The sequence below is a fragment of the Bradyrhizobium sp. SZCCHNR1051 genome (assembly GCF_032489615.1).
GTDB lineage: Bacteria > Pseudomonadota > Alphaproteobacteria > Rhizobiales > Xanthobacteraceae > Bradyrhizobium.
In genome coordinates, this window is sequence record NZ_JAUEYJ010000001.1 from 235,480 (window position 1) to 252,291 (window position 16,812).

The following is a 16,812-nucleotide window of genomic DNA, read 5'->3' on the forward strand; positions in this document are numbered from 1 at the left end:
AACGAATTCGAGTAAACACAGCCGCGGTAAATAAGCGCTTAAGCCGCGAATAAAGCGTTGTGCGGCCTGCTGATCCGCACGTTTAAAGTTCGCGCGCAATCCCCGGAATTGCCGGCACAAATCGCACGTCGACGAGCTCTTTTCGGTCGAAACGATCGCCCGTTCGCGTGATCCTGACGAGCGTCTGCACCCCGTGTTGCGGCCCGACCGGCGCGATCAGGATACCGTCCGGCTCCAGCCGGTCGAGCAGGCTCTGGGGAATCTCGTCCATCGCCGCGGTCACGATGATGCGACCGAATTGGCCGCCCCCCGGCGGCAGCGCGTAGCCATCGCCGAGCATGACCTCGACATTGAAGCAGGCGAGCTTCTCCAGCCGCTCCCTGGCCTTGTCGGCCAATGTCCGGAAGCGCTCTACCGTCAGGACATGAGCCGCAAGCCGGGACAGGATCGCGGCCTGGTATCCGGACCCGGTGCCGATTTCGAGCACGCGGTGGGTCTTTTGCAGCTTGAGCTGTTCGGTCATGTAGGCCACGACGAACGGCTGGCTGATGGTCTGCCCGCAAGCGATCGCCATCGCGCTGTCGCGATAGGCGTCCGGGCGGTCGGCCGGCAGAACGAACTCTTCCCGCGGCACCTCCTCCATCGCACGCAACACCGCCTGATCGCTGATCCCCCGCCGACGCAGGGTCAGCTGAAACATCATTTTCTCGGGAGGAGCGGCTGGGGGCATCGGGATGTCGGTTGGTGGGCTCGTGGGCAATTTACCTGCGGGGCGAGGGTTGCGCACCGAATTTCCGCGCCCGCGTCGCAACTACGCACCGACATGGTCCCGACGACGACCGCGTTTCGCACGAGGAACCAAGTCGGCTCCGGTTCGTTCACCTTATGGGCGAGCCTGCCCACGCCGCACGGCAGTGAAAGATGACATTGTTGACGTTGCGCCATAAGCCGTTATTTGCGAGCGTCAAATCGGGTATGGGCAAGGACTGACATCATGACTGCACCGCGGCCGCCGCGCGGCTCTGTGTTTCTGGTTGAAGACGAAGTCATGATCCGGATGATGGTGGCCGACATGCTCGAGGAGCTCGGCTATACCGTCGCGGCCGAGGCCGGCGAAATCGGCGAAGCGATGCGGCTGGCCGAGAGCACCTTTTTCGACGTCGCCATTCTCGACGTCAACGTCAACGGCAAGGTCATCTCGCCGGTGGCCGATCTCATCAAGGCGCGCAACCGGCCCTTCATCTTCGCAACCGGCTACGGCTCGTCGGGATTGCCGGAAGAATATCGCGACCGGCCGGCCCTGCAGAAGCCGTTCCAGCTCGAGACGCTCGGAAAGGCGATCGACCATGCGCTGCGTGGCGCTGAGCCACAGGGGTAGACGGCGCTTCAGCCCAGAATGTCGCTGAGCTTGCCGGAGAACGCCTCGTCCGTGCGATCCAGGCGAAGCGGAGTCACTGACACGTAGTGCGCCGCGAGGGCCGCGAGGTCCGTCCCCTCGTCGGGCACGTCGAGCGAGGCAGCGCGGTCGAAGCCGATCCAGAAATAGGGATTGCCGCGGCCGTCGCGACGCTCGTCGACCTTCAAGAAGCCGAGATTGCGCTTGCCCTGGCGGGTGACCACGACGCCCCTGACCTCTTCCGGCGCACAGGCCGGGAAGTTGACGTTGATCACCGTATTCCTCGGCACGCCGGCTTCGAGCACCTTGCGCACGATCTGCGGGCCGAATTTGAGCGCGGTGTCCCAGGACGGCTTGTCACGGGTTGCGACGCTGAATTCCTGCGACAGGGCGAACGACGGCAAGCCGAGAATGGTGCCTTCGAGCGCGCCGGCGATGGTGCCCGAATAGACGACGTCCTCGGCAACGTTGCGGCCCTTGTTGACGCCGGACAGCACCACGTCGGGCAGCTTCGCCCCCAGAATATGACGGGCCCCCATGATGACGCAGTCGGTCGGCGTGCCGCGCACCGCGAAATGCCGCGGGCCGACCTCGCGCAGCCGCAGGGGGTCATTGAGCGAGAGCGAATGGGACACGCCGCTCTGGTCCAGTTCGGGAGCCACGATCCAGACGTCGTCGGACAGGGCGCGTGCGATCTCCTCGATCACCTTGAGACCCGGCGCATGGATTCCGTCGTCATTGGTGCAGAGAATCCGCATGGCCACCTTTCCATCCCGTTCAAGACGATTGCCGCGGTGTCTTATCTGCTGCGCGACATCGAGGCAAACCCGCCACCTCGAGCCGGGTTCGGCAGTGGTTCAGGGCCGAATCCGCCACTGCGGCAGGAACCTGGCGAGCTTCCCTCGCGTACCCAGCCGGAGCAACGCGGCGGGGGTGACGGACACATGGGACGCTGGCGGAGGGACCGGCGAAGGCACAGCGGACTCGGCCAGCGGCGGCGCCGGAAACCGGGCCCGCGCAACACCCAGCGCCTTGTCGAAATCAGCAGCGTTGAACCAGGCCTGATGGCGCAGGGCCTCCGGCGGGCCATCATGCCACACCGCTGCACGATCGATATCGAATGCTCCCTTCAGGCGCTGGTCGACCGCCTGGATGCCGGAGCCGGTGACGGCCCATTGCCGTCCGATCCAGAAAATATCCCGATGCAGAGCCATGATGCCGGTATCTGAAAAGCAATTGCTGAACAGAACCGAGGATACGACCCGCCGGCGCCCACGCAATGGCGGCGACCTGGGCGGATGCAATTTGCCGCGGCGCTATGGCTCCGCGGCCACCACCTTGAGGCCGCCCATATAGGGCTGCAGCACATCGGGGACGGCGATCGAGCCGTCGGCCTGCTGATAGGTCTCCATCACTGCGATCAGCGCGCGGCCGACTGCCGTGCCCGAGCCGTTCAATGTGTGCACGAAGCGCGGCTTGCCGTCGCTTCCGCGATAGCGTGCATCCATGCGGCGTGCCTGGAAGTCGCCGCACACCGAACAGCTGGAGATCTCGCGGAAGGCGCCGCCATCGCCCTGCCCGGGCATCCAGACCTCGATGTCGTAGGTCTTCTGCGAGGAGAAGCCCATGTCGCCGGTGCACAGCGTGATGACGCGATAGTGCAGATCGAGCCGGCGCAGCACTTCCTCGGCGCAGGCCAGCATGCGCTCGTGCTCGTCCTTGCTGGTCTCCGGCGTCGTGATCGACACCAGCTCGACCTTGGTGAACTGATGCTGACGGATCATGCCGCGGGTGTCGCGTCCGGCTGCTCCGGCCTCGGCGCGAAAGCACGGCGTCAGCGCCGTGAGCCGCATCGGCAACTCCTTCTCGTCAACGATGGACTCGCGGACCAGGTTGGTCAGGGCCACCTCGGCAGTTGGAATGAGACCCAGCCGCTCGGTCTTGAGGCGATCATCCGGCGCTGCAATCAGCTCGCCCTTCACGGCCCAGAACTGGTCGTCCTCGAATTTCGGCAATTGGCCCGTACCGAACATGACGTCGTTGCGCACCAGCAGCGGCGGATTGATCTCGGTGTAGCCGTGCTCATTGGTATGCAGGTCGAGCATGAACTGCCCGAGCGCGCGCTCGAGCCGCGCCAGGCCCCTCTTCAGCACGACGAAGCGCGCGCCCGACAGCTTCGCAGCCGATTCGAAGTCCATGGTGCCAAGAGCCGCACCGAGATCATCATGCGGCTTCGGCGCGAAGGCGTAGTTGCGCCGCGCGCCGAACATGTGGCGCTCGACATTGTCGTGCTCGTCCTTGCCGTCCGGCACCTCGTCGAGCGGCAAATTGGGAATCGCCGAGAGCTCGCGCGCCAGCTCCTCATCTGCCTGCTTCGCGGCCGCCTCGAGCTCCGGCATGGTGGTCTTGAGCTTGGCGACCTCCTCCATCAGCGCCGATGCGCGCGCGTCGTCCTTGGCCTTCTTGGCCTCGCCGATTTCCTTGGAGGCGGCGTTGCGCCGCGCCTGCGCCTGCTCGGACGCCAGGATCGCAGCGCGACGCCGTTCGTCGATGGCGAGCAGCTGCGACGACTGGGGCGACAGACCCCGGCGCGTCAGCGCCGCATCGAAACCTTGCGGATTGTCGCGGATCGATTTGATGTCGTGCATGGTCGTTCGGTCCTGGAGACGAAAAGATCTCGGCGAGTCGCCCGGGGTCACGGGCCGGCTTGCACTACCGCGAATGGCAGCGGATGGGAACAGGCCAGGCCGGGCGGGAAGCCCGGCCCTACTCGGCCGGATTGCTGGGCAGATTGCCGGAGCCGGACGACGTGCCGGAGCCCGACTTCGCAGCCGCTTGCTTCTCGACGATCCCCACCGCGATGATGGCGCCTTCGTAGAGGGCCAGCAGCGGGATCGCCAAGGACGCTTGGCTCAGCACGTCCGGCGGCGTCAGCACGGCGGCGATGATGAAGGCGATGACGATGAAATAGCGCCGCTTCTCTTTCAGCATCTGCGAGGTCACGATGCCGATGCGACCAAGCAGGGTCAGGATCACCGGCAACTGGAACGCGATGCCGAAGGCGAAGATCAGCGACATCATCAGCGACAGATATTCGCCGACCTTGGGCATCAGCGCGATTTGCGCCGTCTCGGGGCCGCCGAGCTGCTGCATGCCCAATGAGAAGCGCACGATCATCGGCCACACCGCAAAATAGACCAGCATGGCGCCGAGCACGAAGAAGACGGGGGTCGCTATCAAGTAGGGCAGGAAAGCATTGCGTTCGTGGCGATACAGCCCCGGCGCCACGAACTTGTAGATCTGCGTCGCGATGATCGGGAACGAGATGAAACCAGCGCCGAACATCGCGAGCTTGAGCTGCGTGATGAAATATTCGAGCAGCTGGGTGTAGATGAACTTGCTGTTCTCGGCCCCTGCCACCCAGACGAACGGCAGCACCAGGATGTTGTAGATCTGCTTGGCGAAAAAGAAGCAGAAGATGAAGGCCACGCCGAAGCCGAGCAGTGCCTTGATCAGCCGCGACCGCAGCTCGATCAGGTGATCCATCAACGGGGCCTTGCTGGCCTCGATATCTTCGACGGTCATGACGCTTTGGCGTCCTTCAGACGTTCAGCTTCTGCTGACGCAGACATTTCAGGCTGCGGCTCGGGCTTGATTTCACGCACGATCGCCAGTGGCTCGCCCACGGCTTGATGGACTTCAGGCTCCACGAAGGTCTCGGCCACTGGAGGTTCGGGGGTGGTCGGGGTCATCACAGGAGGCTCGGGCGAAGCAGCAGCCACGTCCGATGCTGGTGCCGGCTCGGCGGACTTGTCGATCCCCTCGATATCGAGCGCCTTGTCGACGTCGCGCTGCAACGAGGAGATCACGCCGGTCGGGGTGAAACCGCTGGCCGCCTCGCGGACCTCATCGAAACTCTTCTTGAGGTCGGCCATCTCCGCTTCGCGCATCGCCTCCTGGAACTGGCCCTGGAACTCCGAGGCCATCCGGCGCGCCTTGCCGATCCATTGCCCGACCATACGCAGGACGCCCGGAAGCTCCTTGGGACCGATCGCGATCAACGCGACGACCCCAATGACGAGCAGCTCACTCCAGCCGATATCGAACATGAAACAATCCGCCTACGCGACGACGCCTCTGATCCCGCCTGCCCGGGTCTGTCCGAACAGGTCCCGGTGCCGTCTCTGCGGGAGCGCGCCGCCCGCGCCTTTCACGCGCAGATCACACGGCTTTGCTGCCGACATCCGTGCGGGTGGCCGAAGGTGTCGCGCCATGATCGATCGACTTGACCGGCTCGGTCTTCTCCGGCGCCTTGTCGTCGTCCTGCATGCCCTTCTTGAAGGCTTTGATGCCCTGCGCGACGTCGCCCATCAGATCGGAAATCTTGCCGCGCCCGAACAACAGCAGGACGACCGCGATCACGACGATCCAGTGCCAAATGCTAAGCGAACCCATCCTGCAACCCTCCAAACACCGGCGCAGCCTTCACCCGACTGCCCGTCGACGCTACCGCCGAAACCGCGCCATATCCATGGACTTGACCGCGACACTTCGCTTCTAGCATTCGATTGCGAAACAGCAACACGAACGCGGCCTGTCACTGGCCAAAATAGCGCGCGGACAGCCCGATCTGGGCGGAAGGTAGGCGCCAACGCCTCCAAAAACAAGCACTTAAGGTCCGACAAATCGAGGCCGGACCTACGCAATAACGCGAGTGTTAACAGCCCCGGCCGCTAGTTTTAGTGCGGCGAGCCGTTGTCGTCGGTATCGCGGTCGTGCGCGTCATCGGCCGCGTCGATCTCCTCATCCGCCGCGTCGACCTCGGCCTCTGCCTCTGCCTCGTCGTCTACCTGAGCGTCAGCGTCGGCAGACAGCTCGACGAGCTCGATAACGGCCCCGTCGTCCGGCCCGACCTCGATCTCCTCGACGGCCAAGTCCACCTCGGTGATCTCGGTTTCCGCATCGGCGCCCGGCAGTTCCAGATCGCCAATGGCGACCTGCGACGAGGTGTCGTCCCGAACAGCGGCCTCGGCGGTCGCAATCTGGCCTTCGGCGACCTCGGCCGCAGCCGTGTCGGCTGCGACCGTTTCCATCTCGGCCGTTTCGTCTTCCGCGGCTTCGGCCTCGCCAGGTTCGGCCTCGACCGCCGGCGCAAGCGCCAGATCGAGATCGCCCGGATCCAGCGGCTCCTCATCCTCCCGGAGCGTCGGATCGTCCGATGGCGTCGGGACGGTGAAGCCGGTCGGCAGGCGGGAATCCAGCAGGCCCGTGCCCTTCAGCTCTTCCAGGCCTGGCAGATCGCCCAGGGTCTCCAGGCTGAACTGGGCCAGGAACGCATCGGTGGTGCCGAAGGTCAGCGGACGGCCCGGGGTCTTGCGGCGCCCGCGTGGCTTGATCCAGCCGGTCTCCAACAGAACGTCCAACGTTCCCTTGGAGGTGACGACGCCGCGGATCTCTTCGATCTCGGCACGCGTCACCGGCTGGTGATAGGCAACGATGGCCAGAACTTCGATCGCCGCGCGTGACAGCTTGCGCGTTTCGGTGCTCTCGCGCGTCATCAGCCAGGCGAGATCACCGGCGGTACGGAAGGTCCACTTGTTGGCGACGCGCACGAGGTTGACGCCGCGATTGGCGTATTCCGCCTGCAGTTGCGCCAACGCGGCCTTGATATCGACACCTTCAGGCATACGCTTGGCAAGCGTGGCCTGCTCGAGCGGCTCGGCCGAGGCAAACAAGAGTGCCTCGAGGATGCGCAACTCTTCGGGGCGCACCTCGGGCTCGCTCGTCGCGATCTCGTCGGGCTCTTCCATGCGCAGTTCCGCCAAGCTTGCCATGGCAGGGTCTCCTTCTTCGTTACTCAACCGTCAAGTCCGGCGCAGCCATGGCGCCGGGCTGGATCGGTGGACGCTTACGAAAATACAGCGGCGCGAACGCCTGCTTCTGGTTCAGCTCGAGCTGCCCTTCGCGGACCAGCTCCAGCACGGCCGCAAAGCTCGATGCGAAGACGGTGGCCTTTTGGGCCGGCTCGGCGACGTAGCTCAGGAGATAGTCGTCGAGACATCCCCAGTCGTCCGATACCTCGGTCATGCCGACGAGCCGTTCGAGCGACGCGCGCGCCTCGGCGAGCGACCAGACGGTGCGCTTGGCCATATGAACGGATGTCACGACACGTGCCTGCCGTTGAATGGCGTAGGCCGACAGCAGGTCGAACAGGGTGGCTGTGAACTTCGGGCGACGGACTTCCGCGATCTCTTCCGGATTGCCGCGGGGGAACACGTCGCGCTGGAACTGCGGCCGATTCATCAGACGATTGGCGGCCTCGCGGATCGCCTCCAGGCGGCGCAGCCGGTTGGCGAGCGCGGTCGCCATCTCCTCGGCGCTCGGCCCTTCCTGCGCTGGCGGCTCGGGCAACAGGAGGCGCGACTTCAGGAAGGCGAGCCAAGCCGCCATCACCAGATAGTCGGCAGCGAGCTCGAGCCGGATCTTGCGCGCGGCCTCGATGAACTGGAGATACTGGTCGGCCAACGCCAGGATCGAGATCTTGGCGAGGTCGACCTTCTGCTGCCGCGCCAGCGCGAGCAGCAGATCGAGCGGGCCCTCGTAGCCCTCGACGTCGACGACCAACGCCGGTTCGGCCTCGGCCAGCTCCGTGGTGGGCCGGCCGGTTTCAAACGACAGAATTTCAGCGGTCATGCGCTCGCGGGTCCCAGCCGGTTGATCAAGGCGTCGAGCTCGCCGCGCGCGGCGTCACGATCGAAGCCTGTGGGTGCCTTGCGCGCCGCAAGCGCGCGATCGGCGCGAACCAGAGCCTGGCCGGCCAGCTCCGGCGTCTCGGCCGCGACCGCCTGCATCTCGTCCAGTCGGCCGTTGCAGTGAAGAACCATGTCGCAGCCGGCCGCCACGATCGCACGCGTGCGCTCGGCGATCGATCCGGCCAATGCGTTCATGGAAACGTCATCACTCATCAACAAACCCTGGAACCCGATCCGTTTGCGAATCACCCGTTCGATCATTGTCGCAGAAGTCGTGGCCGGATGGGCGGCGTCGATCGCGCTAAACACAACATGTGCAGTCATCGCCATCGGGAGGTCGGCCAGCGTCCTGAAGGCGGCGAAATCGGTTGCGTCGAGTTCCGCTTCCGGCGTGTCCACGGTCGGCAGCCGGAAATGGGTGTCGGCGGCGGCCCGGCCATGCCCCGGAATGTGCTTCAGCACCGGCAGCACGCCGCCCTGCTCCAGCCCCTCCGTCACCGCCCGGGCGATCGCCGCCACCTTTTCTGGCGTCGTGCCATAAGCCCGATCCCCGATCACGGCATCGGCGCCGGCGACGGGGACGTCGGCGAGCGGCAGGCAATCCACGGTGATGCCGAGCTTGAGCAGGTCGTCGGCGATCAGGCGGGCGCTGAGCCAAGCGGCACGGAGGCCTGCGGCCGAATCAAGATCGTAGAGACGGTCGAACACCACGCCGGCGGGATAGGCCGGCCAATGCGGCGGCCCCAGCCGCTGCACCCGGCCCCCCTCTTGGTCGATCAGGACTGGAGCCTCGGCGCGGCCGACGCAGGCCCTTAATTCCTCAACCAGTGCAGTCACTTGGGTGGGTGACTGGACGTTGCGTTTGAACAGGATGAAACCCCAGGGGCTGAACTCGCGGATGAACGCGCGCTCGGCGTCGGTGAGATCAGGCCCGGAGATGCCGGTAATGAAAGCCCGCATGGTCATGCGGGCCGCATAGACCCCGCCTCGGGGGCGGTCAAGCAAGCCTTACTGGTTGCTAAACGGGAAACACTGTCCGCCGGCGGTTTTCAACGATCCGCACATCTTGTTGGCCTCTTCCTTCGTCGCGAAAGGCCCGACGGCTGCGCGGTACCTGACACCGCCCTTCTCACCCAGATCCATCCGCCTGATGATCGGCTCATATTTGCCCAGCACGGCGCCGTACTTGTCCTGCACCGCCTTGTAGGACGACATCGCCTCCGCCTCGCTGGCCTGCGACGAGATCGAGACCAGATAGCCGCCGGTACGATCATTCTGGGTCTGCTCTGTGACCGGCACGGCCGCGGCGATGCGCGCCGGTGCGGCGGCCTGCGGTGTCAGCGGCATCGGGCTGTCGTTGGCGGCCGACGCGTTGGCGTTGGCCGGCGATTTGCGGCCCTTCGGCGTCGCCGCCGGCTTGGTTGCAGGCGTCGCCGGCATCGGCGGATCGGCCGCTGCGGCCTGATTGCCCCCCGTCACGGATAGCGTCTTGATCGGACGCGGATCACTGTTGGGCAAAATGCCATTGGCGTTGGCCATTTGCGACATCGGGGCCGCCCCGGCGCTGACCGGCGGCGGAGCCGCATTCTGGTTCATTTGCGGGAACACCACGCGCGGATTGCCGCCGCGGGCGTTCAGATCCATCGGCGTCTCCTCGCGGGACACCAGCTTCTCGCCGCCGTCATTGCCGAGCAGGCGATCCGGCACCTTCGGCGTCGGATCCTGCTGGGCCATGATCTTGGTCGGACTGTTGTCGGCGCGAATGATCGGCGGCTCGCCAGTGCGGCCGGACGAGATGTAGGTCTTGTAGCCGTAGGCGCCGCCGGTGCCGACCACTGCAAGGGTCAACACCGCGAGCACGGTGCTCATGCCGCTGCGCCGCCGCGGCCGCTCCTCTTCCTCGCCCTCGTCGTAGCCGTCCTGATAGCCGTACTGGCCGTCCTGAAAATCGTTGTCGCCCTGAAACCCCTGCTGTCCCGAGCCCATCTGCCCGAACAGCGCATCGTCATAGCGCGAGGAGTCCGGCTCGTTGTCATCGAAGCCGTTGTCGCGGTTGTAGTCGCGGTCGTTCTCGGCGAACCCGTGGCGCGACTCCCCGACGCTGTAGTCGAGCTTGGACAGCTGGTCGGCGAACTCCGCGTTCGGATAACCCTGCTGCTGCCGGGGAGCGGGCGCGGGCGCGAAATCCTGGTCCGGGAAGCCCGGCTGGCCGCGCGGATCCTGATAGCCCGCCGGAAAGGCCGGCGGCGCCGGCTGCGGCGGCTCGCGGCCGATGTCGGCGAAGGGGTTGGCGGCGGCAGGCTGGGCACGTTGCATCCAGGTCGGAGCGCCGGCAGGAGGCATGCCGGGAACCGGCTGTTCTGGCGCGGGCGCGGCGGGGCGCACCATCGGACGCGGCTGAGATTGCGGAGTTGCCCGGCCCGACGCGGCAAAAGGATCGTTCTGCCCGATCAGGCGAGCGAGTTCGGCGAGCGGATCGGCATCGGCCTGCTGGTTTCCACCACGGCCAAAACCATCAGCGGGAAAGGGTCTGTCCTGGTAACGATCAGCCATCGTGATGAAGCGTCCCTGCGGGTGAGCCGCATATGCGTCCTAAGGCGGACCCTGCCAGATTGAGGCCCCCAACTGAAGTCGTGTGTTTCCCCCAATCAGCGCATTGCATCAGGAGCATTAACGCCCAAGATCGCAAGTCCCGACGCCAGAACCGAGACGACGCCCTGAACCATGGCCAAACGTGCCTTGGTCAATTCTGCATCATCATCGATAATGAAGCGTAAATAGGGCAAATCCCGCCCCCGCGTCCAGAGGGCGTGAAATTCGCTTGCAAGTTCATATAGGTAGAAGGCGATCCGGTGCGGCTCATGCGCTACGGCCGCGCTCTCAACCGTACGTGGGTACAGTGCCAGCCGTTTCAAGAGGTCGTGTTCAGCCGGGTCGGATAGTTTTTCGAGATTCGCCTGCGCCAGGAACGCGAGTCGCGCGCCCTCCGCCTCCGGCAATTCGGGCAGGCCTTCCCGGGCATTGCGGAAGATCGAATGCCCTCGCGCGTGGCCGTACTGGACGTAGAACACGGGATTGTCGCGCGACTGCTCGATCACCTTGGCAAGGTCGAAATCGAGCACGGCGTCGTTCTTGCGGTAGAGCATCATGAAACGGACCGCATCGCGCCCCACTTCATCAACAACTTCCCGCAAGGTGACGAAGTCGCCGGAGCGCTTCGACATCTTCACCGGCTCGCCATTGCGCAACAGCTTGACGAGCTGCACGACCTTGACGTCGAGCACGGCCTGCGCAGCCGTGACGGCCTTCACCGCCGCCTGCATGCGCTTGATGTAGCCGCCGTGATCAGCGCCGAATACGTCGATCAGGTCGGCGAAGCCGCGCTCGAACTTGTGCCGGTGGTTGGCAATGTCGGAGGCGAAATAGGTGTAGCTGCCGTCCGACTTGATCAGTGGACGATCGACGTCATCGCCATAGGCGGTGGCGCGGAACAGGAGCTGCTCGCGATCCTCCCAATCCTCCACCGGCGCGCCCTTTGGCGGCGGCAGACGGCCTTCATACACGTCGCCCCGCTCGCGCAGGAACTCGATCGTGTCGGCAACCTTGTTGGTGCTACCTGCAATCAGCGAGCGCTCCGAAAAGAACACGTCATGACGGATGTTCAACGCGGCGAGATCGTCCTTGATCTCGGCCATCATCATCGCGATCGCCTTGTCGCGTACGATCGGCAGCCACTCGGTCTCAGCGAGCGCCTTGAGCTTGTCGCCGTACTCGCTCGCGAGCGCCTGCCCGACCGGCTTGAGATAGTCGCCGGGATAGAGCCCATCCGGAATCGCGCCGATATCCTCGCCGAGCGCCTCGCGATATCGGAGGAAGGCGGAGCGCGCGAGCACGTCGACCTGCGCGCCGGCGTCGTTGATGTAGTACTCGCGCGTGACGTCGCGCCCGGCGAACTGCAGCAGGCTGCATAGCGCATCGCCGAACACGGCGCCGCGGCAGTGTCCGACATGCATCGGCCCGGTCGGATTGGCCGACACGTACTCGACGTTCACCTTCGGCGCGCCGGGCACCGGCGCGACGCAGCCGTAAGCAGCGCCTTGGCGCAGGATAGTGCCGAGCGCTTGCGCCCAGACCACCGGCTGAAGCGTCAGATTGATAAAGCCGGGACCGGCGACGTCGACCTTGGCGACGAGTTCGTCGGCACGCAGACGTTCGGCGATCTGCTCGGCGAGATCGCGCGGCTTGGCCTTCGCCTCCTTGGCGAGCACCATCGCCGCATTGGTGGCCATGTCGCCGTGGCTCGGATCGCGCGGCGGCTCGACCACCACGCGCGAAAAATCGATGCCCTCGGGCCAGCCGCCATCCTTGGCGAGCGCGGCGCAGATGGCGTGGACACGCGCGAGCATGTCGGCAAAAAGGTAAGGGGTGGAAGCTTGTTCGACCATGCCGCCGCCTAACGCAAATCCGGAGTCGAGTCAAAAAGCCGGTGGTGCTCCGTTAAGGCGAAACGGTCCGTCATTCCGGCGATAAAGTGGCCGATGCGGCGAGCCCGATCGCCCTCGCCCTCGCAACCGTCCAGCCAGCCCACGGGCAGCGTCGAACCGTCCTCATGGTAGCGGCCGTACAGATCGGCGACGATGCGCTCGGCATCGCGCATCACCCGCATCACCCGCTCATGGCGGTACATCCGCTGCCAGAGAAACCCCTTGATGGTCGCCTCGTGCTCGGCCACATCGGCCGGAAATGCCACCAGCGGCCCGCTGTGCCGCCTGATGTCGTGAGGCGACATCGGCTGCGCCCGCGCGATCCGGCGCTCGGTCTCGGCCGCTACGGCTGCGATCAGGTAAGAGATCAGCTCGCGCACCAGTTCGGCGCCGCGCCGGATCGGATCGAGCGCCGGATATTGGCGGTCGATCTCGGCGATCATCGCCGCGAGCAGCGGAATCTCCTTGAGGTCGTCGACCGTGAACAGGCCGGCGCGCAGCCCGTCGTCGATGTCGTGGGCATCATAGGCGATGTCGTCCGCCAGCGCCGCGACCTGGGCCTCGAGCGAGGCATAGCTCCACAGCTCCAGGTCGAACCGGGCGTTGAACTCGGTAATTCCCGGCGGGATCGGCGCCTGCAACGGCCCGTTGTGCTTGACGATGCCCTCGAGCGATTCCCAGGTCAGGTTGAGACCGTCGAAATCCGGGTAGCGCTGCTCGAACGACGTGACGATGCGCAATGTCTGGGCATTGTGGTCGAAGCCGCCATGGTCCGCCATGCAGCGGTTCAGCGCGCGCTCGCCGGCATGGCCGAACGGCGGATGGCCGAGATCATGCGCCAAGGCCAGCGTCTCCGTCAGGTCCTCGTCGAGGCCGAACTGGCGGGCGAGCGCGCGGGCGATCTGGGCGACTTCCAAAGAATGGGTCAGACGGGTGCGGTAGTGGTCGCCTTCGTGGAAGACGAACACCTGGGTCTTGTGCTTGAGCCGTCGGAAGGCGGTCGAATGGATCACGCGGTCGCAATCGCGGCGAAAGGGGCTGCGGGTGCGGGACGGCGGCTCGGCGAACAGGCGGCCCCGGCTGCGATCGGGATCGCAGGAATAGGGAGCGCGGGGGGCAGCCATTCCGACCGACACGGGCGATTGTTCCTTTTGCGATTTGATTCCTCGACGGAGCCCACTTAACTATGGGGAGTGCCCGGCACCAAATGAATAGGGCATGACGCGCCTCCCGGAGACCCATTGCCATGACTGATGCCTCGACCGGCCCCGTCACCATCAGCGAACGCGCCGCCCGCCGCATCGGAGAGATCCTCGGCAAGGAGAGCGCCGGCGCGATGCTGCGCATCTCGGTCGAAGGCGGTGGCTGCTCCGGCTTCCAGTACAAGTTCGACATCGACCGCGCCAAGGCGGACGACGATCTCGTCATCGAGCGCGATCGCGCGGTCGTGCTGGTCGATCCGGCCTCGGTGCCGTTCCTCGCCGGCTCGGAGGTCGATTTCGTCGACGACCTGATGGGCGCCTCGTTCCGGGTCAATAATCCCAACGCCACCGCCTCCTGCGGCTGCGGCACCAGCTTCTCGGTCTAGCCTCCGTCGTATCGGTCAGACCTCCGCGGTAACGGCAGGGCCGTCGGACGGCGCAAGCGTTGGCCCTTCAAGGCTCGGTGCGGGTGTTCCGATTGCCTTCAGCATCGCCGCCACCATGGCCGGCTTGCGCAACGGCTTGGCCAGAAAGTCGGTCATGCCGGCCTCGCGGCACTGCTTGATGTCGTCCGGGAAGGCGTTGGCCGTGAGCGCGATGATCGGGAGCTCGGCGAGCCGCCCGCCCCTCGCCCGGATGGTCCGGGTCGCAGTGATGCCATCCATCTCGGGCATGCGGACGTCCATCAGCACCAGATCGAATTCCTGTTCGTCCGCCGCCTTCACCGCCTGCAAGCCATCCGGAACGATGCATTTGTCGACCGCGAACTCCTGCAGCATCTTCGACACCACCATGCGGTTGGTGGCGTCGTCCTCGGCGATCAGGACGCGCAACGGACGGCCGAGCGCTTCGATCCGCGCCTTGAGGTCACCGGCGCCGACCCGGTCGCCGCGCTGATCGGACACCTGCTTGTCGCTCCACGGCAGGGTCAGGCTGAAGCGGAAGGTCGAGCCTTCGCCCTGTACCGACGACACCGCGATGACCCCGCCCATCTGCTCGATGATGCGCCGGGAGATCGCAAGCCCCAGCCCGGTGCCGCCGAAGCGGCGGTTGATCGAGGCATCGGCCTGGGCGAAATCCGTGAACAGCTTGCCGACCCGATCGGCGGGAATGCCGATGCCGGTGTCGGAGACCCGCCATTCGATCGTCGCCTTGTGATCGTCCCGCGTGCGGCAGGCTACGGCAATGGTGACGCCGCCGCGCTCGGTGAACTTCACCGCGTTCGATGCAAGATTGATCAGGACCTGGCGAATGCGCGCCACGTCGCCCTTCAGAGCCGGCGGCAGCTTCGGATCGATGTCCGCGTTGACCAGCAGGCTCTTCGATTTCGCATTGACCCCCATGATGGCGGTGACCGCCTCGACCAGGGCTGCCGGCGAAAAATCCACCGTCTCGAATTCGAGCTTGCCGGCATTGAGCTTGGACAGATCGAGGATGTCGTTGAGGATGCGCTGCAGATTGTCGCCGGACTCGCGGATCGTCATGACCGCGTGGCGCTGCTCATCGTCGAGCTTTGTCTCCAGCAGGGTCGAGGCGAGCCCGAGCACGCCGTTCATGGGCGTGCGGATCTCGTGGCTCATCATCGCCAGGAAGTCGGACTTGGCACGGCTCTCGGCCTCCGCCTGCTCGGCCCGCCAGCGCTCGGTGACGTCGCGGCCGAAGCCGCGATAGCCCGCGAACTTGCCCTCATGGTCGCGCGCCGGCCGCGCCGTCAGCGCCCAGCGGCGGCGCTCGCCGCCCGCGACCACGACATGGATCAGGATCTCCGGGATCGATAGCCGCTTTGCCATGCGGTCGGCGAGAGTCGAAAGCGTCGCCGTATCCGTGGGGCAGAGATATTTCAGCGTATCGATCAGCCGCTCGCCCTTGAGCTGATCGAGCGGAAGCTGCGCCACGTCGGCGAAGCGCTGCGGCGCGTCGATCAGACGGCCCTCGGCATCGGTCTGCCACAGCCAGCTCGCGGCGTTCTCCTGGAATTCCTTCAGCAGCAGCGAGATCGTCTCGTTCTGGCGCTCATGCCGGATCTGCGCCTTCAGGTTCTCCAGGAACACGTTGCCGTGCGACACCAGGTGACGCACCATGAACGAGGTGTAGAGCAGCAGGAACACGACGAGCACGAGATAGGTCGCGCCGCCGCACAGAAGCAGCGAGCCCACCGAGGCGAGCATCAGGGTCCAGGTGTAGGCGAGGCCGGCCCGCGGCACGCTCGACATCGCGAACGCGCCACCGGAGATCATCCCGGTCATCAGCGAGCCCACGATGATCTGCAGATGCGGATCGACCTGCGGCATCACGATCAGCGGCAGCGATCCCCAGATGGTTGCCAAGAAAAACGCCTGCAGCGTCATCCGGGAGATGGCGCGTTCGGACGCCTCCTGCGGCCACGACTTGCGCGCGCGCCACCAGCCGCGCAGCGCCATGCCGCCGGCCACGGCGATCGCGGCGCCCCACGCGATGAGGAAGAGATTGGAGACGGTGTTCCAGAACACGCCGAGAATGATCGCCGCGTTGGCGAAATTGATGCCGATGGTCACGGGGACGAGGCGCGCGACGGCATCGACCTGCTGCGCCCGGATGCGCCGGCGATCGCGCTCGGTCAGCGCTTCATCGTCGAGACCTTCGATGGCGCCGAAGCCGCCGATCCAAAGGAAGAAGGCACCCAGCGGGCTGCCACCGGCCGTTCGCTTCGAGCGCGTGGGATCCCCAGGCCAATTCATGAGCGCGCAGAACCTTCCTTGTGATCCCTTGCCATGCCTGACCGGCTGCTTCAGCCGCGTTAATTGTCCCGCCCGTAGAATTACGGAAGCTCCGAACGCGCGCGCTGACAGGGCTGGATGCAACTCGTCGTTCTCGCGGCACGATATGCCCGAGTCATGATCGTCGATTTCACCCTCGTTGAGGTCGAGGGCGCAGGGAATGCCGGGAGCTGGCCGCAACCCATGGCCCGCCTGCAGAAAAAAAGCAGGCGGCAGTCACCA

At 65.4% G+C, this 16,812-nt stretch carries 16 protein-coding genes; 2 read left to right on the top strand and 14 right to left on the bottom strand.

Annotation, left to right across the window (positions count from 1 at the left end):
- Positions 1 to 82: 82 nt before the first annotated feature.
- Complete coding sequence (locus QW868_RS01020; RefSeq protein WP_315738317.1) at positions 83 to 730, bottom strand: protein-L-isoaspartate(D-aspartate) O-methyltransferase; 648 nt, start codon at positions 728 to 730, stop codon at positions 83 to 85.
- 264 nt (positions 731 to 994) lie between these two features.
- Between QW868_RS01020 and QW868_RS01025 the strand changes: the two genes are divergently transcribed.
- Positions 995 to 1,378 (top strand): response regulator, encoded by a 384-nt coding sequence (locus QW868_RS01025; protein WP_315738142.1) that lies wholly within the window; start codon positions 995 to 997, stop codon positions 1,376 to 1,378.
- A gap of 8 nt (positions 1,379 to 1,386) precedes the next feature.
- Here the strand turns inward: QW868_RS01025 and surE are convergent, their stop codons facing one another.
- The 12 genes from surE to QW868_RS01085 form a co-directional block, all read right to left on the bottom strand.
- A complete protein-coding gene (surE, locus tag QW868_RS01030; protein WP_315738143.1) occupies positions 1,387 to 2,154 on the bottom strand; it encodes a 5'/3'-nucleotidase SurE in 768 nt (255 codons plus the stop codon).
- 99 nt (positions 2,155 to 2,253) lie between these two features.
- Complete coding sequence (locus QW868_RS01035) at positions 2,254 to 2,610, bottom strand: hypothetical protein (protein ID WP_315738144.1); 357 nt, start codon at positions 2,608 to 2,610, stop codon at positions 2,254 to 2,256.
- A 102-nt stretch (positions 2,611 to 2,712) separates the two neighbouring features.
- Positions 2,713 to 4,044, bottom strand: a complete 1,332-nt coding sequence (gene serS / locus QW868_RS01040) for a serine--tRNA ligase (RefSeq protein WP_315738145.1) — start codon at positions 4,042 to 4,044, stop codon at positions 2,713 to 2,715.
- Positions 4,045 to 4,162: 118 nt separating this feature from the next.
- Positions 4,163 to 4,981, bottom strand: a complete 819-nt coding sequence (gene tatC, locus QW868_RS01045) for a twin-arginine translocase subunit TatC (RefSeq protein WP_315738146.1) — start codon at positions 4,979 to 4,981, stop codon at positions 4,163 to 4,165.
- Positions 4,978 to 5,505 (bottom strand): Sec-independent protein translocase protein TatB, encoded by a 528-nt coding sequence (gene tatB, locus QW868_RS01050; RefSeq protein WP_315738147.1) that lies wholly within the window; start codon positions 5,503 to 5,505, stop codon positions 4,978 to 4,980. Before tatB ends, tatC begins: the two co-directional genes overlap by 4 nt.
- A 112-nt stretch (positions 5,506 to 5,617) precedes the next feature.
- The gene (locus QW868_RS01055; RefSeq protein WP_006614346.1) at positions 5,618 to 5,851 is read right to left on the bottom strand and encodes a twin-arginine translocase TatA/TatE family subunit; all 234 of its coding nucleotides are present in this window, start codon (positions 5,849 to 5,851) and stop codon (positions 5,618 to 5,620) included.
- A 284-nt stretch (positions 5,852 to 6,135) separates the two neighbouring features.
- Positions 6,136 to 7,230 (bottom strand): SMC-Scp complex subunit ScpB, encoded by a 1,095-nt coding sequence (scpB, locus tag QW868_RS01060; protein WP_315738148.1) that lies wholly within the window; start codon positions 7,228 to 7,230, stop codon positions 6,136 to 6,138.
- A 19-nt stretch (positions 7,231 to 7,249) separates the two neighbouring features.
- Positions 7,250 to 8,089 (bottom strand): ScpA family protein, encoded by an 840-nt coding sequence (locus QW868_RS01065; RefSeq protein ID WP_315738149.1) that lies wholly within the window; start codon positions 8,087 to 8,089, stop codon positions 7,250 to 7,252.
- Positions 8,086 to 9,114 carry a beta-N-acetylhexosaminidase gene (gene nagZ, locus QW868_RS01070; protein WP_316229718.1) on the bottom strand — a complete coding sequence of 343 codons (1,029 nt, stop codon included), beginning with the start codon at positions 9,112 to 9,114 and terminating at the stop codon, positions 8,086 to 8,088. Before nagZ ends, QW868_RS01065 begins: the two co-directional genes overlap by 4 nt.
- 42 nt (positions 9,115 to 9,156) lie before the next feature.
- Entirely contained in the window at positions 9,157 to 10,701 is a 1,545-nt protein-coding gene (locus QW868_RS01075) for an SPOR domain-containing protein (RefSeq protein WP_316229719.1), read from the bottom strand.
- Positions 10,702 to 10,796: 95 nt separating this feature from the next.
- Entirely contained in the window at positions 10,797 to 12,593 is a 1,797-nt protein-coding gene (argS, locus tag QW868_RS01080) for an arginine--tRNA ligase (protein ID WP_316229720.1), read from the bottom strand.
- Positions 12,594 to 12,601: 8 nt separating this feature from the next.
- Entirely contained in the window at positions 12,602 to 13,768 is a 1,167-nt protein-coding gene (locus QW868_RS01085) for a deoxyguanosinetriphosphate triphosphohydrolase (protein WP_316229721.1), read from the bottom strand.
- A 110-nt stretch (positions 13,769 to 13,878) separates the two neighbouring features.
- Between QW868_RS01085 and erpA the strand changes: the two genes are divergently transcribed.
- Entirely contained in the window at positions 13,879 to 14,220 is a 342-nt protein-coding gene (gene erpA / locus QW868_RS01090) for an iron-sulfur cluster insertion protein ErpA (protein ID WP_315711699.1), read from the top strand.
- Between the two features lie 15 nt (positions 14,221 to 14,235).
- Here erpA and QW868_RS01095 read toward each other — a convergent pair whose 3' ends face one another.
- Positions 14,236 to 16,551 (bottom strand): ATP-binding protein, encoded by a 2,316-nt coding sequence (locus tag QW868_RS01095; RefSeq protein ID WP_316229722.1) that lies wholly within the window; start codon positions 16,549 to 16,551, stop codon positions 14,236 to 14,238.
- Between the last annotated feature and the right edge of the window lie 261 nt (positions 16,552 to 16,812).